The 19,525-nt window shown below is 72.4% G+C and carries 11 protein-coding genes; 6 read left to right on the top strand and 5 right to left on the bottom strand.

The genetic code is table 11. The features are described from left to right. Nucleotides 1–33: 33 nt before the first annotated feature. Complete coding sequence (locus tag HA039_RS09960) at nt 34–1,044, bottom strand: aldo/keto reductase (protein WP_167026860.1); 1,011 nt, start codon at nt 1,042–1,044, stop codon at nt 34–36. A 170-nt stretch (nt 1,045–1,214) separates the two neighbouring features. On the opposite strand from HA039_RS09960, the gene HA039_RS09955 reads away from it, so the two are divergent. The 5 genes from HA039_RS09955 (at nt 1,215) to HA039_RS09935 (ending at nt 7,866) form a co-directional block, all read left to right on the top strand. Further along, a complete protein-coding gene (locus tag HA039_RS09955) occupies nt 1,215–2,162 on the top strand; it encodes a helix-turn-helix transcriptional regulator (RefSeq protein ID WP_167026858.1) in 948 nt (315 codons plus the stop codon). A gap of 104 nt (nt 2,163–2,266) precedes the next feature. Beyond that, a complete protein-coding gene (locus HA039_RS09950) occupies nt 2,267–2,719 on the top strand; it encodes a MerR family transcriptional regulator (RefSeq protein WP_167026856.1) in 453 nt (150 codons plus the stop codon). Then, a complete protein-coding gene (trxA, locus tag HA039_RS09945; protein ID WP_167026854.1) occupies nt 2,716–3,048 on the top strand; it encodes a thioredoxin in 333 nt (110 codons plus the stop codon). The genes HA039_RS09950 and trxA overlap by 4 nt, the downstream gene beginning before the upstream one ends. Before the next feature lie 146 nt (nt 3,049–3,194). Then, nucleotides 3,195–5,594: a HelD family protein gene (locus HA039_RS09940; RefSeq protein WP_167026852.1), complete on the top strand. Its 2,400-nt coding sequence runs from the start codon at nt 3,195–3,197 to the stop codon at nt 5,592–5,594. Between the two features lie 136 nt (nt 5,595–5,730). Next, nucleotides 5,731–7,866 (top strand): SpoIIE family protein phosphatase, encoded by a 2,136-nt coding sequence (locus HA039_RS09935; protein ID WP_243869314.1) that lies wholly within the window; start codon nt 5,731–5,733, stop codon nt 7,864–7,866. Between the two features lie 217 nt (nt 7,867–8,083). Here the strand turns inward: HA039_RS09935 and glgB are convergent, their stop codons facing one another. From glgB to HA039_RS09915, 4 genes are all read right to left on the bottom strand, one after another. Further along, the gene (glgB, locus tag HA039_RS09930; protein ID WP_243869312.1) at nt 8,084–10,513 is read right to left on the bottom strand and encodes a 1,4-alpha-glucan branching enzyme; all 2,430 of its coding nucleotides are present in this window, start codon (nt 10,511–10,513) and stop codon (nt 8,084–8,086) included. Nucleotides 10,514–10,843: 330 nt separating this feature from the next. Next, on the bottom strand, nt 10,844–12,328 hold the full coding sequence (locus HA039_RS09925; protein WP_167026850.1) for a maltokinase N-terminal cap-like domain-containing protein: 1,485 nt from the start codon (nt 12,326–12,328) through the stop codon (nt 10,844–10,846). A gap of 201 nt (nt 12,329–12,529) precedes the next feature. Then, nucleotides 12,530–14,254, bottom strand: a complete 1,725-nt coding sequence (treS, locus tag HA039_RS09920) for a maltose alpha-D-glucosyltransferase (RefSeq protein ID WP_167026848.1) — start codon at nt 14,252–14,254, stop codon at nt 12,530–12,532. Beyond that, on the bottom strand, nt 14,251–16,239 hold the full coding sequence (locus HA039_RS09915) for an alpha-1,4-glucan--maltose-1-phosphate maltosyltransferase (RefSeq protein ID WP_167036509.1): 1,989 nt from the start codon (nt 16,237–16,239) through the stop codon (nt 14,251–14,253). Before HA039_RS09915 ends, treS begins: the two co-directional genes overlap by 4 nt. Before the next feature lie 460 nt (nt 16,240–16,699). On the opposite strand from HA039_RS09915, the gene glgP reads away from it, so the two are divergent. Then, nucleotides 16,700–19,405: an alpha-glucan family phosphorylase gene (glgP, locus tag HA039_RS09910; RefSeq protein ID WP_167026846.1), complete on the top strand. Its 2,706-nt coding sequence runs from the start codon at nt 16,700–16,702 to the stop codon at nt 19,403–19,405. The last annotated feature ends 120 nt before the right edge of the window (nt 19,406–19,525 follow it).

Genomic DNA, 19,525 nt, shown 5'->3' with positions numbered 1-19,525 from the left:
CTCAGGTCGCACGCGTCGCACGCACCGCCCGCGTCACGCGCGCCGCAGGCGCTTGTCGGCGAGGGCCGGGGGTGTGTAGTAGATGTCGTCCGGGTTGATGTTCGTGCCCGGCGGCACGATCTCGTCGATACGGTCCAGGACGTCGTCCGTCAACTCGGCCTCCGCGCCCCGCAGCAGGTCGTCCAGGTGCTCGGGGCGGCGCGGGCCGATGAGGACGGACGTCACCGCCGGGTGCGCCCGTACGAACGCCGTCGCCAGGTGCGACAGCGGCATCCCCGCCTCGACCGCCAGCTCCGTCAGCCTCCGTACCGCCTCCGCCTTCGCCCGGTTGGCCGGGACGGACAGGTCGAAGGTCGCGGGACCCCGCGCCGCGCGGGCGCCCTTCGACGGGTCCGCGCGGCCCGACAACCACCCGGAGCCGAGCGGCCCGTAGGTCAGGACGCCCATGCCGTACCGCTGGGCCGTCGGCAGGACACCGGACTCGATGCCGCGCAACAGGAGGGAGTACGGGGGCTGTTCGGTACGGAACCGGTGGTGCCCGCGCCGCTCCGCCGCCCACTGCGCCTCCACGATCAGCTCGGCGGGGGTGCACGAGGAGCCGATGGCCCGGACCTTGCCCGAACGCACCAGCTCCGAGAGGGCGCCGAGCGTCTCCTCCACGTCCGTGTGCGGGTCGGGGCGGTGCAACTGGTAGAGGTCGATGTGGTCGGTGCCGAGCCGCCGCAGGCTGTCCTCCACCGCCCGGACGATCCAACGCGGCGAGCCGCCCTGGCGGTTGGGGTCGCCGCCCGCCGGCCAGCCGAACTTCGTCGCGAGGACCACCTCGTCGCGGCGGCCCTTGAGGGCCTTGCCGACGATCTCCTCGGACTCGCCGCCGCTGTAGACGTCGGCGGTGTCCACGAGGTTCACCCCGGCGTCCAGGGCGCGGTGGATCATCCGTACCGACTCGTCGTGGTCGGGGTTGCCCGTCGCGCCGAACATCATCGTCCCCAGCGCGACCTCGCTGACCGACATGCCCGTACCGCCCAGAATCCCGCGCTTCATCCCGCTCCCCGCTCCTCGTTCCTCGGCCTTCCGGCCGCCGTGTCCCACCCTCCACACAACCACCGGGGGACCCCGCCCGCAGGGGTCAGGACGGGTACCGCTCCACCGGGGGTCCGGCAGTACCCCTCTGGCGCGTCGCGGGGCCTGTGACCTGGTTCTACGCTGGATGGATGACCGACATCCCCACCTCAGGCGGCGCAGGCCCGGGCGGCGCAGGCCCCGGCGGCCAAGGCGCGGCCGACGCACGCCCGGGCGGCTCCCCCGCGGGCGGGGGCAACAGCGAGCTGCGGGAGTTCCTGCGCTCCCGGCGGGCGCGCGTGACCCCCGAGGACGCGGGCCTGCCCCCGCACCCCGGGACGCGGCGGGTCCCGGGGCTGCGGCGCGAGGAGGTCGCCCAGCTGGCCGGGGTGAGTGTCGACTACTACGTACGGCTGGAGCGGGGGCGCGGCACCAACGTCTCGGAGAGCGTGCTCGACGCGGTCGCGCGGGCCCTGCGCCTCGACGACACCGAGCGCGGGCACCTCTTCGCCCTGGCCAGGCCCACCCGCAAGCTGGCCAGGCCCCTGCCGCCGCAGCGGGTACGGCCCGGGATGTACCGCATCCTCGACACCCTCACCGGCACCCCGGCGCAGGTGATCGGCCGCCGCCTGGACGTCCTGGCGTCCAACGCGATGGCACGCGCGCTCTTCGCGGACTTCGACGCGCTGCCGCAGCGCGAGCGGAACATGGCCCGCTTCATCTTCCTCGACGACGCGGCCCGTGAGCTGTACGCCGACTGGGCGGCCACCGCGCGCGGCACGGTCGCCGCGCTGCACCTCTACGCGGGGCGCAACCCCCACGACCCCCGGCTCGCCGAGCTGATCGGGGACCTGTCGCTGGGGGACCAGGACTTCCGCCGCTGGTGGGCCGACCACGACGTGCTGCGCCGTACGTACGGGAGCAAGCGCTACCACCACCCACTGGTCGGCGACCTGACGCTGGACTACGAGGCGCTCACCCCGACCGCCGACCCGGACCAGATGCTCGGCATCTACACCGCCGAACCGGGCAGCCCCTCGGCGCAGGCGCTGAGCCTGCTGGCGAGCTGGATCCAGGAGCCGGCGGCCGGACACGCGTAGCGCTGCCCTGATACACGTAGACACGTAGCCGATACACGGAGCCGATACACGTGGCCCCGGCACTCCTTGCCTTGACGCCCACGTCAACGCTTACCGTCGGGGACATGCGCATCGGCGAGCTGGCGGAGCGGGCGGGCACCACCACCCGGGCCCTGAGGTACTACGAATCCCGCGGGCTGCTGCCCGCCCGGCGGGCGGTGAACGGCTACCGCACGTACGACGAGGACGACCTGCGGCTCATCCAGCAGATCAGGACGCTCCAGGACTTCGGCTTCGACCTGGAGGAGACGAGGCCGTTCGTCGAGTGCCTGCGCGCCGGGCACCCCGCGGGCGACGCGTGCCCCGCCTCGCTCGACGTCTACCGGCGCAAGCTCACCGAGCTGGACGGGCTGATCGACCGGCTCCGGTCGGTCCGCGCACAGGTCGGGGCGCAGCTGGCGCAGGCCGAGGCGGAGTCGGCGGGCGGACCGGAACCCCGGTGCGACCTGACGGACGCGTTTGTCGAGGGAATTCACCGCGCACCCATTCACCCCACTCACGGAGGTACGGACGCATGATCACGATCGAGGGTGTCGACGCCGTCACGGACACGGACTTCGACGCGGTGGTAAGGGAGTCGGAACTGCCGGTCCTGGTGGAATTCACCGCCGACTGGTGCCCGCCGTGCCGGCAACTCGCGCCCGTCCTGAGCGCCGTCGCCGCCGAGCAGGCCGGCCGCCTCAAGGTCGTCCAGCTCGACGTCGACACCAACCCCGGGATCACGACGCGGTACGGCGTACTCGCCATGCCCACGCTCCTGTTGTTCCGGGACGGGGAGCCCGTGAAGTCGATGGTCGGGGCCCGCCCGAAGCGCCGGCTGATGGAGGAGCTGGCCGACGAGCTCTGACGCCTTTCGGCGCCGGCCGGTCCCTTTCGTACGCAGTTCGTACGCAGCAAAAAAGCCCCCACCGAATTGACGGTCGGGGCTTGCGTTCGCGTATATTGGTTGTTTCATGTCTTCGTCGATGTGCGATCGAAGGCATGTTTCAAGCAATGGATGCAGCGTATTGGACAGGGGCTCAATTGTCAACCGAGGAATTGCATGGCGAACAACAATTCGTCACTCTCCTCTACGAGCGTCTCGACGCCCTGAGGGAGCAGGCCGAGGACGCGGTCGAGGTGACCGCGGGGCAGTCCGGCACCGGTCGGCAGGCGCGGGTCGAGCGTGACATCACCGTGGCCGAGCAGTCCGGCCGGGTCTCCTCCCTCAACGCCGTCGAGTCCGGGCTGTGTTTCGGCCGGATCGACCTCGCCGACCACACCACCCACCACATCGGGCGCATCGGCATACGGCGCGACGACGAGGAACGCACCCCCCTCCTCATCGACTGGCGCGCCCCCGTGGCCCGGCCGTTCTACCTCGCCACCGGCTTCGAGCCGATGGGCCTGCGCCGGCGCAGGCACCTGACCACCCAGGGGCGCCGGGTCACCGGACTGCACGACGAGATCATGGATCTCACCGACACGCGGCGCACGGGGTACGAGGACCCGGACGCCGACGCCGTCCTGCTCGCCGCGCTCAACTCCGCGCGTACGGGCCGGATGGCCGACATCGTCCAGACCATCCAGGCCGAGCAGGACCGCGTGATCCGCGCCCCGTACCGGGGTGTGCTGGTCGTGGAGGGCGGGCCCGGCACCGGCAAGACGGCGGTCGCGCTGCACCGGGCCGCGTACCTCCTCTACGCCCACCGCGAGCGGCTGGCCCGCCGCGCGGTCCTGATCGTGGGGCCGAACCCGGCCTTCCTCGGCTACATCGGCGAGGTGCTGCCCTCGCTCGGTGAGACCGGGGTGCTGCTGGCGACGACCGGGGAGCTGTTCCCCGGCGTACGGGCCGTCGGGACGGACTCCCCGGCGGCGGCCGAGGTCAAGGGGCGCCTCGCGATGGCGAAGGTGCTGGCCGAGGAGGTCGCCGACCGGCAGTCGCTGCCCCGGCCCACCCTGGAGATCCGGCACGAGGACCACGGCACGCTCGTCCTGGACCGCGAGACGGCGGCCGAGGCCAGGCAGCGCGCCCGCGAGACCGGGCTGCCGCACAACCTGGCGCGGCCCACCTTCGCCTTCCGGGTCATCGACGCGCTCACCGCGCAGCTCGCGGAGCGCATCGGCGCCGATCCGGAGGGCGGGCCCAACCTGCTGTCGCCGGCGGACGTCGTACAGCTCGGCAAGGAGGTCGCCACCAGCCGTGAGGTGCACGCGGCGATCGAGTCCCTGTGGCCGACGCTGACCCCGCAGCGGCTCGTCGCCGACTTCCTGGCCGCGCCCTGGCGGCTGGACGCGCGCGACGCGGCGGCCGTACGCCGGTCCGGGATCAGGACCGGCGCGGACGCGCCCATCGACTGGACCCCGGCGGACGTGCCGCTGCTGGACGAGGCCGCGGAGCTGCTCGGCGAGGACAACAGCGCGGCGGTCGCCGCGGCCGCGCTGGAACGGCAGGAGCAGATCGCCTACGCGCAGGGTGTGCTGGAGCTGTCGTACGGCTCCCGGACGCAGGAGTTCGAGGACGAGGACGAGTCGGAGGTGCTGGCGGCCCACGACGTCATCGACGCGGAGCGGTTCGCCGAGCGGCACGAGGAGGCGGACACGCGCAGCGCCGCGGAGCGCGCGGCGGCCGACCGGACGTGGGCGTTCGGGCACATCGTCGTGGACGAAGCCCAGGAACTGTCCGCGATGGCCTGGCGGTTGCTGATGCGCCGCTGCCCGAGCCGGTCGATGACGCTGGTCGGCGACCCGGCCCAGACCGGGGACGCGGCGGGCTGCGACTCGTGGCAGCGGATCCTCGAACCGTACGTGGGCACGCGCTGGGAGCTGTCGAGGCTCGGCGTCAACTACCGCACGCCCGCCGAGATCATGGAGGTCGCGGCGGAGGTACGGCGGCTGACGGACCCGCTCTTCGAGCCGCCGCGGTCCGTACGGTCGACGGGCACCGCCCCGCTCGTACGGGCGGTGGCACCCGGGCTGATGGCGCGCACGGCGGCGGAGCTGGTGGCGGAATCGGCGGGGTCCGCGGCGGGGTCGGCGGCGGGGTCCGCGGAAGGGCCCTCCGCGGAGGGGCGCCCCGGGGAGGGGCGGCTCGCGGTGATCGCGCCGCCGGGGCTCGTCCCGGCGCTCGGGGCCGAGCTGCCGGACGCGTCCTGGGGCGGCGCGCCCGACCTGACGCGGCCGGTGGTCGTGCTCGATCCCCGGCAGGCGAAGGGGCTGGAGTTCGACACGGTGGTCGTGGTCGACCCGGAAGGGATCCTGGACGGCTCCCCGCGCGGGGCGAACGACCTGTACGTGGCGCTGACGCGGACGACGCAGCGGCTGGCGATCGTACGCAACGCGGAGGTGCCGTCGCGGCTGAAGTCGGCGAGCGGGACGGGCGCGGCCGACGCGGAGGCGCCGGACGGGGCCTGAGGGGGTGCGCGGGGCCCCCGCCCCAGGTGTCCGGCACCCGGGGCGGGGACTAACATCCACATATGGGTGATATCCGATCTGACCGGTTCGACATCCCCCTGCGGGCGCGGGACGGCGCCGTGCCACCCGGGACGTCGTGAGCGTGGAGGAGGACAAGTACTCCACCGAGGCGGAGGTGGAACGCGTCCTGGCGGACGTGGGACGGGGCACGGGCGCGCACGTCGGGGCGCTGTACATGCTGGATCCCGCGGAGCAGGTCCTGCGCATGGCCTTCGTGACCGGCCTGTCCCGGCGGGTCGCGACGCCCTGGATCCAGGTGGCACTGGCCTCCACGGTCCCGGCGGCCGAGGCGGCGCGGGAGGGCCGCATGGTGTGGGTGCCCAGCCACACGGACATGGCCCGCCGCTTCCCCCGTACCGCACTCGCCCTGCCGTACCCCATAGCCCTGGGCGTCGTCCCCGTGTCGTCCGGCCCCACCCGCTGGGGCTCCCTGCTCCAGCTGTGGCCGGGCACGCACGAGCCCGCCCTCTCCGAGCGGGAGACGCGGGCGCTCGAAGAGGGCGCGGAACGGATCGCGTGCCTCCTGCAGCGGGCCGCCGAGGCGGGGCATCCCGTCCGGTCCACCGAACTGCGCGTGATGGACCCCCCGCCCACCCGGCACGCGGAGGCCGGCGCGGACCTCACCGAACGCCTCCCGGAAGGCATCTGCGCCCTCGACCTCGAAGGCCGCATCACCTTCCTCAACGGCCACGCCGTCCAGCTGCTGGGCGGTACCCGTGACGGCCTGCTGGGGGCCAGGCCCTGGGACGCCCTGCCCTGGCTGAACGACCCGGTGTACGAGAACGCGTACCTCGGCTCGCTCTTCAGCAGGCTGCCCACGTCGTTCTCCGCCCGGCGGCCCCCCGGCCAGTGGCTGGCCTTCCACCTCTACCCCGACGCCACCGGGGTCAGCGTCCGGGTCACCCCCGGGGAGGCGCCCGGCGACGGGGGCGAGGGGGACGGCGTGCAGGATCCGGTCCTGACGCCGACCGCCGTGGAGCGGACCAGGCCCGGCGCGCTCTTCCAGCTGCTGCACCTGTCGTCCGTCCTCACCGACGCGGTGGGGGTACGGGACGTGACGGACACGGTCACCGACCACATCATGCCCGTCATCAACGCCCAGGCCATGGCCCTGGTCACCGCCGACGAGGGGCGGCTCAAGGTGGTCGGCTGCCGCGGCTTCCGGCGGGACATCGCGGAGGTCTTCGACGGCCTCGCCATGAGCGCGGAGACGCCCGTGGTCCGGGCGATCCAGAACGGCACGCCGTTGTTCTCGACGGACGGCGACGAACTCAGACGTACCTCACCGAGCGTCCAACTGAGCCCGGACAAGGCGTCGTTCGCCTACCTGCCGATGTTCGCCTCCGGGCGGACGATCGGCTGCTGCGTCCTCGGGTACAACCGGCCGCACCTCTTCCCGCCCGACGAGCGGACCGCCCTCATCTCGCTGGCCGGGGTGATCGCGCAGGCCCTGGAGCGGGCCCGGCTCTACGACTCCAAGAACCAGGTCGCCCTGGGGCTCCAGGCCGCGCTGCTGCCCCACGACCTGCCGCGGATCCCCGGGCTCCAGGTCGCGGCGCGCTACCTGCCGGCGACCCGCGGCCTGGACATCGGCGGGGACTTCTACGACCTGATCCGCCTGGACGACACGTCGGCCGCGGCCGTCATCGGCGACGTCCAGGGGCACAACGTGAACGCCGCCGCGCTGATGGGGCAGGTGCGTACCGCGGTCCACACGCACGCCAGCGCGGGCGCGCCGCCGGACGAGGTGCTCGCGCGCACCAACCGCCTGCTGATCGACCTGCGTTCGACGCTGTTCACCAGTTGCCTGTACGCGCACCTCGACCTGCGGCACCACCGGGCGCGGCTCGCGACGGCCGGGCACCCGCCGCCGATCCTGCGCCGTCCCGACGGGGGTACGGAGATCCTGGACGTGCCGACCGGGATCCTCCTCGGCATCGAGCCGGAGGCGGAGTACCGGACGGTGGACGTGCCGCTGCCGCCGGGCGCGGTGCTCGCGCTGTACACGGACGGGCTCGTGGAGGTGCCCGGTACGAGCCTGGACACTTCGATCGCCGAGTTCGCGGCGCGGCTGGGGAACGCGGATCCGCGCTCGCTGGACGCGCTGTCGGAGACGCTGGTCCGCCGGGCGGGGCGGACCCGCCAGTCCTTCCGGGGAAGCGACGACATTGCCCTGCTGCTGATCAAGCCGGACGCACGGGGTGCTGGGTGACTCGTCGCCGCGGGGTGGCCTCAATCGCCGGCCGGGCTTGGTTCTGCCGCCGGCGGTGGGGATCCGGAGGCCGGCGCCACGGTCACGGGGCCTGCGGCCCCGCTTGTCCTCAAGCGCCGGACGGGCTGGGTCGGTGCGGCTGAGCCGAGGCCTTCTCGCCGGACGGGCGGCACAGAACTCAGCCCGTCCGGCGATTGAGGACACCCGGTCCCCGGGGTCAGGGGGTCGGGCGGAGCCAGATCGTGGCCAGCGGGGGGAGGGTCAGGTGGAGGGAGGACGGGTGGCCGTGGGACGGGGTGGACTCCGGCTTCACCGGCTCCGGGTTCAGGACGTCACTGCCCCCGTACCGCGCCGCGTCCGTGTTCAGGACCTCCGTCCACGCCGCGTACTTCTCCGGCACCCCGAGCCGGTAGTCGTGCCGCACCACCGGCGCGAAGTGCGACACCGCCAGCAGCGGCGACCCGGCCGCGTCGTAGCGCAGGAACGCGAACACGTTGTCCTCCGCCGCCCCGCCGTCCACCCATGAGAAGCCCTCCGGGGAGGTGTCCCGCTCCCACAGCGGCGGCGTCGCGCCGTAGACCGCGTTCAGGTCGCGCACCAGGTCCCGTACCCCCTGGTGGTCCGGCGCCGCCTCGTACGACGGGTCCAGCAGCCACCAGTCCGGGCCGTGCCCCTCCGACCACTCCGCGCCCTGCGCGAACTCCTGCCCCATGAAGAGCAGTTGCTTGCCCGGGTGCGCCCACATGAAGCCCAGGTAGGCGCGTTCGTTGGCCCGCTGCTGCCACCAGTCCCCGGGCATCTTGGAGACCAGCGCCCGCTTCCCGTGCACGACCTCGTCGTGCGAGATGGGCAGGACGTAGTTCTCGCTGTACGCGTACACCATGGAGAACGTCATCTCCCCGTGGTGGTACTTGCGGTGCACCGGCTCCTTGGCCACGTAGTCCAGCGAGTCGTGCATCCACCCCATGTTCCACTTCAGCCCGAACCCGAGCCCGCCGAAGCCGTCGGGGCCGACCAGGTGCGTCGCGCGGGTGACCCCGTTCCACGCCGTGGACTCCTCGGCGATCGTCACCACGCCGGGGCAGCGCCGGTAGACGGTCGCGTTCATCTCCTGGAGGAACGCCACCGCGTCCAGGTTCTCCCGGCCGCCGTGCTCGTTGGGGGACCACTGGCCCGCCTCGCGGGAGTAGTCCAGGTAGAGCATCGAGGCCACCGCGTCGACCCGCAGGCCGTCGATGTGGAACTCCTCGCACCAGAACACCGCGTTCGCGACCAGGAAGTTACGGACCTCCGTGCGGCCGTAGTCGAACTCCAGCGTCCCCCAGTCGGGGTGCTCGGCGCGCTGCGGGTCCTCGGACTCGTACAGCGGCCGCCCGTCGAAGCGCGCCAGCGCCCATTCGTCCTTGGGGAAGTGGGCCGGCACCCAGTCCACGATCACACCGATGCCCGCGCGGTGCAGCGCGTCCACCAGGAAGCGGAAGTCGTCGGGGGTGCCGAGGCGGGAGGTCGGGGCGTAGAAGCCGGTGACCTGGTAGCCCCAGGAGCCGCCGAAGGGGTGCTCGGCGACGGGCATCAGCTCGACGTGCGTGAAGCCGAGATCCTTGACGTACGCGGGCAGTTGGACGGCGAGCTGACGGTACGTCAGGCCGGGCCGCCAGGAGGCGAGATGGATCTCGTACACCGAGAACGGCGCCTCGTGCACGGCGCGGTCGCCCCGGTGCGCCATCCACTCCTCGTCCTGCCAGACGTGGTGCGACTCGGTCACCACGGACGCGGTCGCGGGCGGTACCTCGGTGCGGCGGGCCATCGGGTCGGCGCGCATGGTGTGCGTACCGTCCGGGCGGGTGATGTCGAACTTGTACAGCGCGCCCTCGCCGATGCCCGGCACGAACAGCTCCCACACGCCGGTGGCGCCGAGCGAGCGCATGGGGAGGCTGGTGCCGTCCCAGTAGTTGAAGTCGCCGGAGACGCGGACGCCGCGGGCGTTGGGGGCCCAGACGGTGAAGCGGGTGCCGGTGACGCCCTGGTGGGTCATGGGGCGGGCGCCGAGCGCCTTCCACAGCTCCTCGTGGCGGCCCTCGCCGATCAGGTGCAGGTCGAGGTCGCCGAGGGCGGGGAGGAAGCGGTACGGGTCGTGGACCTCGACGTCGTCGACGCCGTCCGCGTCCCCGTAGCGGATGAGGAGCGAGTACGCGGGGACGGCGGTGAGGGGGAGGACCCCGGAGAAGAAGCCGTCGCCGTCGTCGTCCAGCGGGATCCGCGCGTCGTCGGTGACGACGGTGACGGCGTGCGCGTACGGGCGCAGGGTGCGGACGGCGATGCCGCCGTCGCCGCCGTTGACGGGATGGGCGCCGAGGAGGCCGTGCGGGTCGTGGTGCGAGCCGCTGAGGAGGCGCTCGCGGTCGGTGGGGTGGAGGGGTGGGACGGCGGGGGTGGGGGAGGGGGTGGGGGAGGGCTTCGCCGGGGTGGGTGCTTGTTCCGGTCGCTTGGACACCGTGGTCTCCTTGGCCTTTTTGGCCTTCTTGGCCTTCTTCGTGCCGGCCTGGGCCTCCTCGCCGGTCGCGGGGGCCGGGACGGACGCGGTGGGGCGCTCGGGCGGGGGCGGCGTGCTCGGCGGGGTGTCGGGCGACGACGGACGGGCGGTCACGGGCGGTGCCTCCTGGGGGAGCGGGGGGTCTGTCGTTGCGGTGTGGGTGGCTCGGCCTGCGGCCTTGCGGTGTCCTCAAGCGCCGGACGGGCTGGATGGGGCGTCCCGTGGTGGGGATGTGCGGGGGCCGGTGGGGTGCTCGGCCTGCGGCCTTGCGTTGTCCTCAATCGCCGGACGGGCTTGATGGTGGCGGCCCGGACAGGTTCGATGGTGGCCCGGTCGGGCTGGATCGGGATCGGGGCCGAGGGGGGTTCGCCGGGCAGCCGGGGAGATCGGGCCCGTCCGGGGCTTGAGGACGGCCCGGGTGCGGTGCGGTCGTGGGCCCGGGGGTCACTGGTGTTCGCCCGCCAGGCGGCGGATGGCGGCCATCGGGACCGGGAGCCAGGCCGGGCGGTGGCGGGCCTCGTACAGCACCTCGTACACCGCCTTGTCCGTCTCGTACGCCCGCAGCAGCTCCGGCTCCGAGCGCGGATCCGTGCCCGACGCCTGCGCGTACCCCTCGCAGAACGCCGCGCGGCACCGTGTCGCCCAGTCCGCCCGCCACGGCTCGTGGGACCGCGCCGCGTAGTCGAACGAGCGCAGCATCCCCGCCACGTCGCGGACCGGTGGCTGCGGGCGGCGGCGCTCGGCCAGCGGTATGGCCGGCTCGCCCTCGAAGTCGATCACCGACCAGCGGCCGTCGGGGGTACGGAGCGCCTGGCCCAGGTGCAGGTCACCGTGGACCCGCTGGGCCGGCCGCCCGCGCGCCGCCTCGTCGAGACCCGCGAGCGCGTCGAAGGCGGCCCGCAGGCCCGGTACGTACGGGATCAGCGCGGGCACCGCCTGCGCCGCCGTGTCCAGGCGGCCGAGCATCCCGTGCGCGAGCTGCCCGGTCTGGCGGCGCCCCAGCGTCACGGTCGGCAGGGCGGAGGCCAGCGCGAGGTGCACCTCCGCGGTGGCGCGCCCCAGCGAGCGGGCCTCCGACGTGAACTCCCGGTCCGCCCCCAGCGCGGCCAGCGCCAGCTGCCAGCCGTCCCGCGACCCGCGCAGGTACGGCTGGAGCACACCGAGCGTGAGCGTCTCGTCGCCGCCCGTCGGATCGTCCGCCTCGAACCACGCCACCGGCGCCGGCACCCGGTCGCAGCCCTCCGCGGCGAGGGCCAGCGGCAGTTCCAGGTCCGGGTGGGGGCCGGGGAAGACCCGGCGGAGGATCTTGAGGATGTAGGCGTCCCCGCGTTCGGCGTCCCCGCGTTCGGCGTCCCCGTGTGCGGCGTTTCCGTGCACGGCGTCCCCGTAGACGAGGGACGAATTGGACTGCTCGGCGTCGAGCAGCTTCCCGGTCAGGCCGGCCGGGATGGGCCGCGCGCGGCCGAACCGTAGCGGTCCCCATGACCCTGCGTTGCGCAATCGTTCCAGCAGCAGTTCCGCCAGGCTCGGGTCGTGCAGGCCCTCGTACACCGTGAGGCCCGCCAGCGGCCCCTGGGTCGCCCGGCCGAGCCGCGCCGACGCCAGGTGCGGGGGCAGGGCCTCCCGGACGCCGAGCAGCAGCTGGTAGCAGTCGCCGGCCGAGGCGGAGACCCCGGCGGCGCCCTGTTCGACCCGTACCAGCAGGTGGAGCAGGGCCGGATCCCCGGCGTGCGTCGGTCGCAGCTCGGTGACGGTCACCGGCACGAAGCCGGTCACCGCGCGTCCCTTGCCCGCGAACCAGCGCTGGCGGGGGAGCCAGTCGTGGAGCAGCGGCGCCAGCGACCCGAGGAGCGCCGCGGCGTCGTTGGCCGACACGGCGCGGTCGGGAGCGCCGTACGGCGTGATCCGGGTGGATGCAGCCTTCGTCATGGCCTCGCGTCCTTTCCCCGGGCACACCACAGGATGCGCAGAGTGTCCCGGATTGCGGCATCTGCTGTCCGGCTGTGCGGGACGTGTCGGGTGACGATGATCCGTACGGACTCGATACGGCGTGAATTCCGTACGCGTCGGACGTGGGGAACGTGCCCCGTGCGGGGCGGTGGAAACCGCCCCGCACGTCATCCGGTCGCGTCAGCTCGACGCGACATCCTTCCTGAGCCGGAACCAGTAGAAGCCGTGGCCCGCCAGGGTGAGCAGGTACGGCAGCTCGCCGATGGCGGGGAAGCGCACCCCGCCGATCAGCTCCACCGGGTGCCGCCCGTTGAACTCCTTGAGGTCGAGCTCGGTGGGCTGGGCGAACCGCGAGAAGTTGTGGACGCACAGGACGAGGTCGTCGCCCTTGCCGTCCGGGGAGGGCGCCTCCCGCAGGAACGCCAGCACCGCCGGGTTCGACGACGACAGCTCCGTGTACGAGCCGAGCCCGAAGGCCGGGTTCTGCTTGCGGATCTCGATCATCCGGCGGGTCCAGTGCAGCAGCGAGGACGGCGAGGCCATCGACGCTTCCACGTTGGTGACCTGGTACCCGTACACCGGGTCCATGATCGTCGGGAGGTAGAGCCGGCCGGGGTCGCTGGAGGAGAATCCCGCGTTCCGGTCGGGGGTCCACTGCATCGGGGTCCGTACGGCGTCCCGGTCACCGAGCCAGATGTTGTCGCCCATCCCGATCTCGTCCCCGTAGTAGAGGATCGGGGAGCCCGGCAGCGACAGCAGCAGGGCGGTGAACAGCTCGATCTGGTTGCGGTCGTTGTCCAGCAGGGGCGCCAGGCGGCGCCGGATGCCGATGTTGGCGCGCATCCGGGGGTCCTTGGCGTACTCCGCGTACATGTAGTCGCGCTCTTCGTCCGTGACCATTTCGAGGGTCAGCTCGTCGTGGTTGCGGAGGAAGATGCCCCACTGGCAGTTCTCGGGGATCGCCGGGGTCTTCGCCAGGATCTCGGAGACGGGGTAGCGGGACTCGCGCCGTACCGCCATGAAGATGCGCGGCATCACGGGGAAGTGGAACGCCATGTGGCACTCGTCGCCGCCCTTGGCGTAGTCGCCGAAGTAGTCGACGACGTCCTCGGGCCACTGGTTGGCCTCGGCGAGCAGCACCGTGTCCGGGTAGTGCGCGTCGATCTCCTTGCGCACCCGCTTGAGGAAGGCGTGGGTCGCGGGGAGGTTCTCGCAGTTGGTGCCCTCCTTCTGGTACAGGTACGGCACGGCGTCCAGGCGGAAGCCGTCGATGCCGAGGTCCAGCCAGAAGCGGAGCGCGGAGATGATCTCCTCCTGCACCGCCGGGTTCTCGTAGTTGAGGTCCGGCTGGTGCGAGAAGAAGCGGTGCCAGTAGTACTGCTTGCGCACCGGGTCGAAGGTCCAGTTGGAGGTCTCCGTGTCGACGAAGATGATCCGGGCGTCCTGGTACTGCTTGTCGTCGTCGGCCCAGACGTAGTAGTCGCCGTACGGCCCGTCGGGGTCCCTGCGGGACTCCTGGAACCATTCGTGCTGGTCGCTGGTGTGGTTCATGACGAAGTCGATGACCACGCGCATGCCACGCTGGTGCGTGGCGTCGACGAACTCCACGAAGTCGGCGAGGTCGCCGAACTCGGGGAGGACGGCGGTGTAGTCGGAGACGTCGTAGCCGCCGTCGCGCAGTGGCGACTTGAAGAACGGCGGCAGCCAGAGGCAGTCGACACCGAGCCATTGGAGGTAGTCCAGCTTGGCGGTGATGCCCTTGAGGTCACCGATGCCGTCTCCGTTGCTGTCCTGGAACGAACGCACCAGGACCTCGTAGAAGACGGCCCTTTTGAACCAGTCGGGATGACGGTCCTGGGCCGGGGTGTCCTCGAACGTGTCGTGGACGGGCTCGTTGACGATCATGATGTGGGTGACCCTCCGATCGGCGGGGACGGTCGCAGGACCACGACGTGCGCGGGCGTGACGCCCGGCTCTAGGCGCACGTAGTTGGCCCTGCCCCAGTGATAGGTCTCGCCGGTGAGCTCGTCGCGCACCGGGACGGTCTCGTGCCATTCGAGGCCGAGCCGCTCCATGTCCAACGAGACCGTCGCCTCCTGGGTGTGGTGAGGGTCGAGGTTGACGACCACCAGAACGATGTTCGAGCCCGCCCGCTTGCTGTACGCGATGACCGCTTCGTTGTCGGCCTCGTGGAAGTGGATGTCGCGCAGCTGTTGCAGCGCGGGGTGCCGTCGTCTGATCCGGTTGAGCGTGGTGATCAGCGGGGCGATGGTACGGCCCTCACGCTCGGCCGCCTCCCAGTCCCGGGGCCTCAGCTGGTACTTCTCCGAATCAAGGTACTCCTCGCTGCCGGGCTTGGCGGGGGTGTTCTCGCAGAGTTCATATCCCGCGTACACACCCCACGACGGGACCATCGTCGCGGCGAGCACGGCGCGCACCTCGAAGGCCGGCCTGCCGCCCTCCTGGAGGTAGGCGTGGAGGATGTCCGGCGTGTTCACGAAGAAGTTCGGCCGCATGTAGGCGGCGGTCTCGCGGGACAGCTCCGTCAGGTACTCCGTCAGCTCCCGCTTGCTGTTGCGCCAGGTGAAATACGTATACGACTGCTGGAAGCCGACCGCCGCGAGCGTGCGCATCATCGCGGGGCGGGTGAACGCCTCGGCGAGGAAGACGACATCGGGGTCGGTGCGGTTGATGTTGCCGATGACCTTCTCCCAGAAGAGCACCGGCTTGGTGTGCGGGTTGTCGACGCGGAAGATCCGTACCCCGTGGGACATCCAGTACCGCAGCACGCGCACGGTCTCGCGGACCAGGCCTCGCATGTCGCTGTCGAAGGCGATCGGGTAGATGTCCTGGTACTTCTTCGGCGGGTTCTCGGCGTAGGCGATCGAGCCGTCCGCGCGGTGGTGGAACCACTCCGGCTTCTTCGCGACCCAGGGGTGGTCGGGGGAGCACTGGAGCGCGAAGTCGAGCGCGACCTCCATGCGCAGCGTGCGCGCGGTCTCCACGAAGTGGTCGAAGTCCTCGATCGTGCCGAGGTCGGGGTGGATCGCGTCGTGGCCGCCCTCGGACGAGCCGATGGCCCACGGCACGCCGACGTCCTCGGGGCCCGGCGTCAGGGTGTTGTTGGGGCCCTTGCGGTGCGTCGTGCCGATCGGGTGGACGGGCGGCAGGTAGACGACGTCGAAGCCCATCGCGGCGACGGCGGGCAGCCGCTCGGCGGCGGTGCGGAAGGTGCCGCTGACGGGCGGCTCGCCCTCCTTCACCACGGCGCCCTCGGAGCGCGGGAACAGCTCGTACCAGGACCCGAACAGGGCCCGCCGGCGCTCGACCAGCAGGCGCAGCGGGCGCGAGGAGCTGACCAGCTCGCGCAGCGGGTGGCGGCCGAGCGCGGCGGTGGCGTCCTGCGAGAGGGCGGCGGCCAGCCGGGCCCCGGCGGGGCGGTCCCGGTCGCGCAGCGCGTCGACGGCGGCGAGCACGGCCTCCCGGCCGTCCTTCTTCGGTACGCCGACGGCGGCGCGCTCGTAGAGCGCGGCCCCCTCGGCGAGGACCAGTTCGGTGTCGATGCCGGCCGGGATCTTGATCCCGGCGGTGTGGCGCCAGGTCGCGACGGGGTCGCTCCAGGCCTCCACGGTGTAGGTCCAGCGGCCTTCCTCGGTGGGGGTGACCTCGGCGCCCCAGCGGTCGGTGCCGGGGGCGAGCTCGTGCATGGGGGTCCAGGGGCCGGGGCGGCCCGATGGATCCGTGAGGACGACATTGGCCGCCACCGCGTCATGGCCCTCGCGGAAGACGGTGGCGGTGACCTGGAAGGTTTCACCGCTCACCGCCTTCGCGGGGCGTTTGCCGCAGTCGACGAGCGGGTGTACGTCCAGGACGGGAATGCGACCAATCAGCGGTTTCACTGAATCACCTGGGTGCTGTGCGGGCGTGACAGGCAGGGCGGGTGGTGCGGGTGGGGCGCTCGGATCGGGGGAAGGGGGTGAGGACCTGGCGGTGCTCCGGGAGGTTTGTGGTCTTTTGGGATGCTTTACCGTTCTTTGTAGCTGCTCGGTCGGCGACTGAGAGGCTGCGGGCATGTCGGCTCCCGTCCGCGTTCACTCGAATAGCGCTGGATCGTGTGCCGTACGTACCGCATGAGCCTTCCCAATATTTTCCGCCGGACAATCCGTTCGCGTGTATCTCCTGCGTCATCAGCAGATGAACGACTACCCTCTCCTCCCCTCCCCAGGGGGGCGCACGCGTCAATGCGCCGTGGTTGGAGTGGGGGGCGTGCGACTACCGTCGGGGGGACGGCGGGACGCACATCGTCGTGTGTCCCCTCTGGCTCGTACGTCCCCTGCGAAGGTGGAGCACGTGAAGGCAATCCGTCGGTTCACCGTCCGCCCCGTCCTGCCCGACCCGCTGCGACCACTCGGCGACCTGGCGCGCAACCTGCGCTGGTCCTGGCACACCGAGACCCGAGAGCTCTTCGAGTCCGTCGACCCCGCCGGCTGGCGCGCGGCCGACGGCGACCCCGTGCGATTCCTCGGGGGCGTCTCCGCGGCCCGCCTCGCCGAGCTGGCCGAGGACCGCACCTTCCTGCACACACTGAACACGGCAGCCGCCGACCTCGACGCCTACCTGCACAGCCCCCGCTGGTACCAGGAGAGCGATGGCGGCGGCGGGGAGCTGCCCGCCGCCATCGGCTACTTCTCGCCCGAGTTCGGCGTCACCGCCGCCCTGCCGCAGTACTCCGGCGGCCTCGGCATCCTCGCCGGCGACCACCTCAAGGCCGCCAGCGACCTCGGCGTACCGCTGATCGGCGTAGGCCTGCTCTACCGGCACGGATACTTCCGCCAGTCCCTGTCCCGGGACGGCTGGCAGCAGGAGCGGTACCCCGTCCTCGACCCCAACGAACTGCCGCTGACCCTCCTGCGCGAGGAGGACGGCAGCCCCGCGCTGGTGACCCTGACCCTGCCGGGACGCCGCACCCTGCACGCCTGCGTCTGGCAGGCGCGGGTCGGGCGGGTCCCGCTGCTGATGCTCGACTCGGACGTCGAGGAGAACGGGCCCGGTGAGCGCGACGTCACCGACCGGCTCTACGGCGGCGGCAGCGAGCACCGGCTCCTCCAGGAGATGCTCCTCGGCATCGGCGGGGTGCGCGCCGTGCGGACGTACTGCCGGCTCACCGGCCACGCCGCGCCCGAGGTGTTCCACACCAACGAGGGCCACGCCGGCTTCCTCGGGCTCGAACGCATCCGTGAACTCGCCGGGGAAGGGCTCGGCTTCGACGCGGCCCTGGAGGCCGTCCGGGCCGGCACGGTCTTCACCACGCACACCCCCGTGCCCGCCGGCATCGACCGCTTCGACCGCTCGCTCGTCGCCCACCACTTCGGCGATGACGGCGAGCTGCCCGGGGTGGACGCCGAGCGGATCCTCGGCCTCGGCCTGGAGACCTACCCGGGCGGCCAGCCCCACCTGTTCAACATGGCCGTCATGGGGCTGCGCCTCGCCCAGCGGGCCAACGGGGTCTCCACCCTGCACGGCGCCGTCAGCCGCGAGATGTTCTCCGGGCTGTGGCCGGGCTTCGACCCGGAGGAGGTGCCCATCGGCTCCGTGACCAACGGCGTGCACGCGCCGACCTGGGTCGCGCCCGAGGTCGCCCGGCTCGGCGCCGGGCAGGTCGGCACCGAACGGGCCGAACACGCCCTGTCCGTGGGCGGTTCGCCGCGCTGGGACTCGGTGGAGGACATCCCGGACGCGGACATCTGGGCCGTACGCCGGTCCCTGCGCGGGCAGTTGGTCGAGGAGGTACGGGAGCGGCTGCGCGCGTCCTGGCTCCAGCGGGGCGCGGCCGAGGCCGAACTGGGCTGGATCGACGGGGTGTTGGACCCGGACGTCCTGACGATCGGCTTCGCCCGCCGCGTTCCCTCGTACAAGCGACTCACCCTGATGCTGCGCGACCGCGACCGGCTCAGGGCGATGCTGCTCCACCCCGAGCGGCCCGTCCAGATCGTCGTCGCGGGCAAGGCCCACCCGGCGGACGACGGCGGCAAGCGGCTGGTGCAGGAGCTGGTGCGGTTCGCCGACGACCCGCGGGTGCGCCACCGGATCGTGTTCCTGCCCGACTACGGCATGGGGATGGCGAAGAAGCTCTACCCGGGCTGCGACGTCTGGCTGAACAACCCGCTGCGGCCGCTGGAGGCGTGCGGGACCAGCGGGATGAAGGCCGCGCTCAACGGCTGCCTCAACCTGTCGGTGCTGGACGGCTGGTGGGACGAATGGTTCGAGCCGGACTTCGGCTGGGCCATCCCGACGGCGGACGGGGTGACCGCCGACGAGAACCGCAGGGACGACCTGGAGGCGGGCGCCCTCTACGAGCTGATCGAGGACCGGGTCGCGCCGCGCTTCTACGACCGGGACGGCCGGGAGGGCCGGGACGGCCGCAACGGCGCCGGGAACGGCGGCGGGGACGGGGAGGGGCTGCCCGGCCGGTGGATCGAGATGGTCCGCCGCACCCTCGTCACGCTGGGCCCGAAGGTCCTCGCGTCCCGGATGGTCCGTGACTACGTGGAGCGGCTGTACGCGCCCGCCGCCCGCGCCCACCGGGCCCTGGACCCCGCCACCGCGGCCGAGCTGGCCGAGTGGAAGGGCCGGGCGCGGTCGCTGTGGCCGCGGGTGACGGTGGACCACGTCGAGACGGTCCCGTCCGCCACGGCCGCGTCGGAGAAGGCGGCCGACGGCACGGCGGAGCTGGGCTCGACCCTCGCCCTGCGGGTCCGGGTCGGCCTCGGCGACCTGCGCCCCGACGAGGTGGAGGTGCAGGCGGTCGCCGGCCGGGTCGGCTCCGACGACACGATCGCCGACGCGCAGACCTTCCCGCTCAAGCCGGCCGGCGGCCCCGATCCCGAGGGCCGCTGGGTGTACGAGGGGCCGCTCGCCCTGGACCGTACCGGCCCCTACGGCTACACGGTCCGGGTGCTGCCGGCCCACCCGCTGCTCGCGACGAGTGCGGAGCTGGGGCTGGTCGCCCTGCCCGCGGAGGCGGCGGGGGACGGCGCGGGGGTGCTGATGCGCTGACGCGCCGAACCGTGCGTGTCGAACAACCGCAGGTCAGGGCCGGACTCCCGGGGAGTCCGGCCCTGATCGCGTTTCCGGGCACTGGTCCAGACCTTGACGTGTCCATGTGTTGGTCCTAAG

This window comes from Streptomyces liangshanensis (genome assembly GCF_011694815.1).
In the GTDB taxonomy this organism is placed as follows: Bacteria; Actinomycetota; Actinomycetes; order Streptomycetales; family Streptomycetaceae; genus Streptomyces; species Streptomyces liangshanensis.
The sequence above is the reverse complement of the archived record's forward strand: the minus strand, read 5'-3'. Positions and strand labels throughout refer to the sequence as shown.

Bases quoted from the DNA above. Each gene is read 5' to 3' on its own strand.
- HA039_RS09955 (WP_167026858.1), top strand. From the start codon at position 1,215: ATGACCGACATCCCCACCTCAGGCGGCGCAGGCCCGGGCGGCGCAGGC.
- HA039_RS09960 (WP_167026860.1), bottom strand. From the start codon at position 1,044: ATGAAGCGCGGGATTCTGGGCGGTACGGGCATGTCGGTCAGCGAGGTC.
- trxA (WP_167026854.1), top strand. From the start codon at position 2,716: ATGATCACGATCGAGGGTGTCGACGCCGTCACGGACACGGACTTCGAC.
- HA039_RS09940 (WP_167026852.1), top strand. From the start codon at position 3,195: ATGGATGCAGCGTATTGGACAGGGGCTCAATTGTCAACCGAGGAATTG.
- treS (WP_167026848.1), bottom strand. From the start codon at position 14,254: ATGATCGTCAACGAGCCCGTCCACGACACGTTCGAGGACACCCCGGCC.
- HA039_RS09950 (WP_167026856.1), top strand. From the start codon at position 2,267: ATGCGCATCGGCGAGCTGGCGGAGCGGGCGGGCACCACCACCCGGGCC.
- HA039_RS09925 (WP_167026850.1), bottom strand. From the start codon at position 12,328: ATGACGAAGGCTGCATCCACCCGGATCACGCCGTACGGCGCTCCCGAC.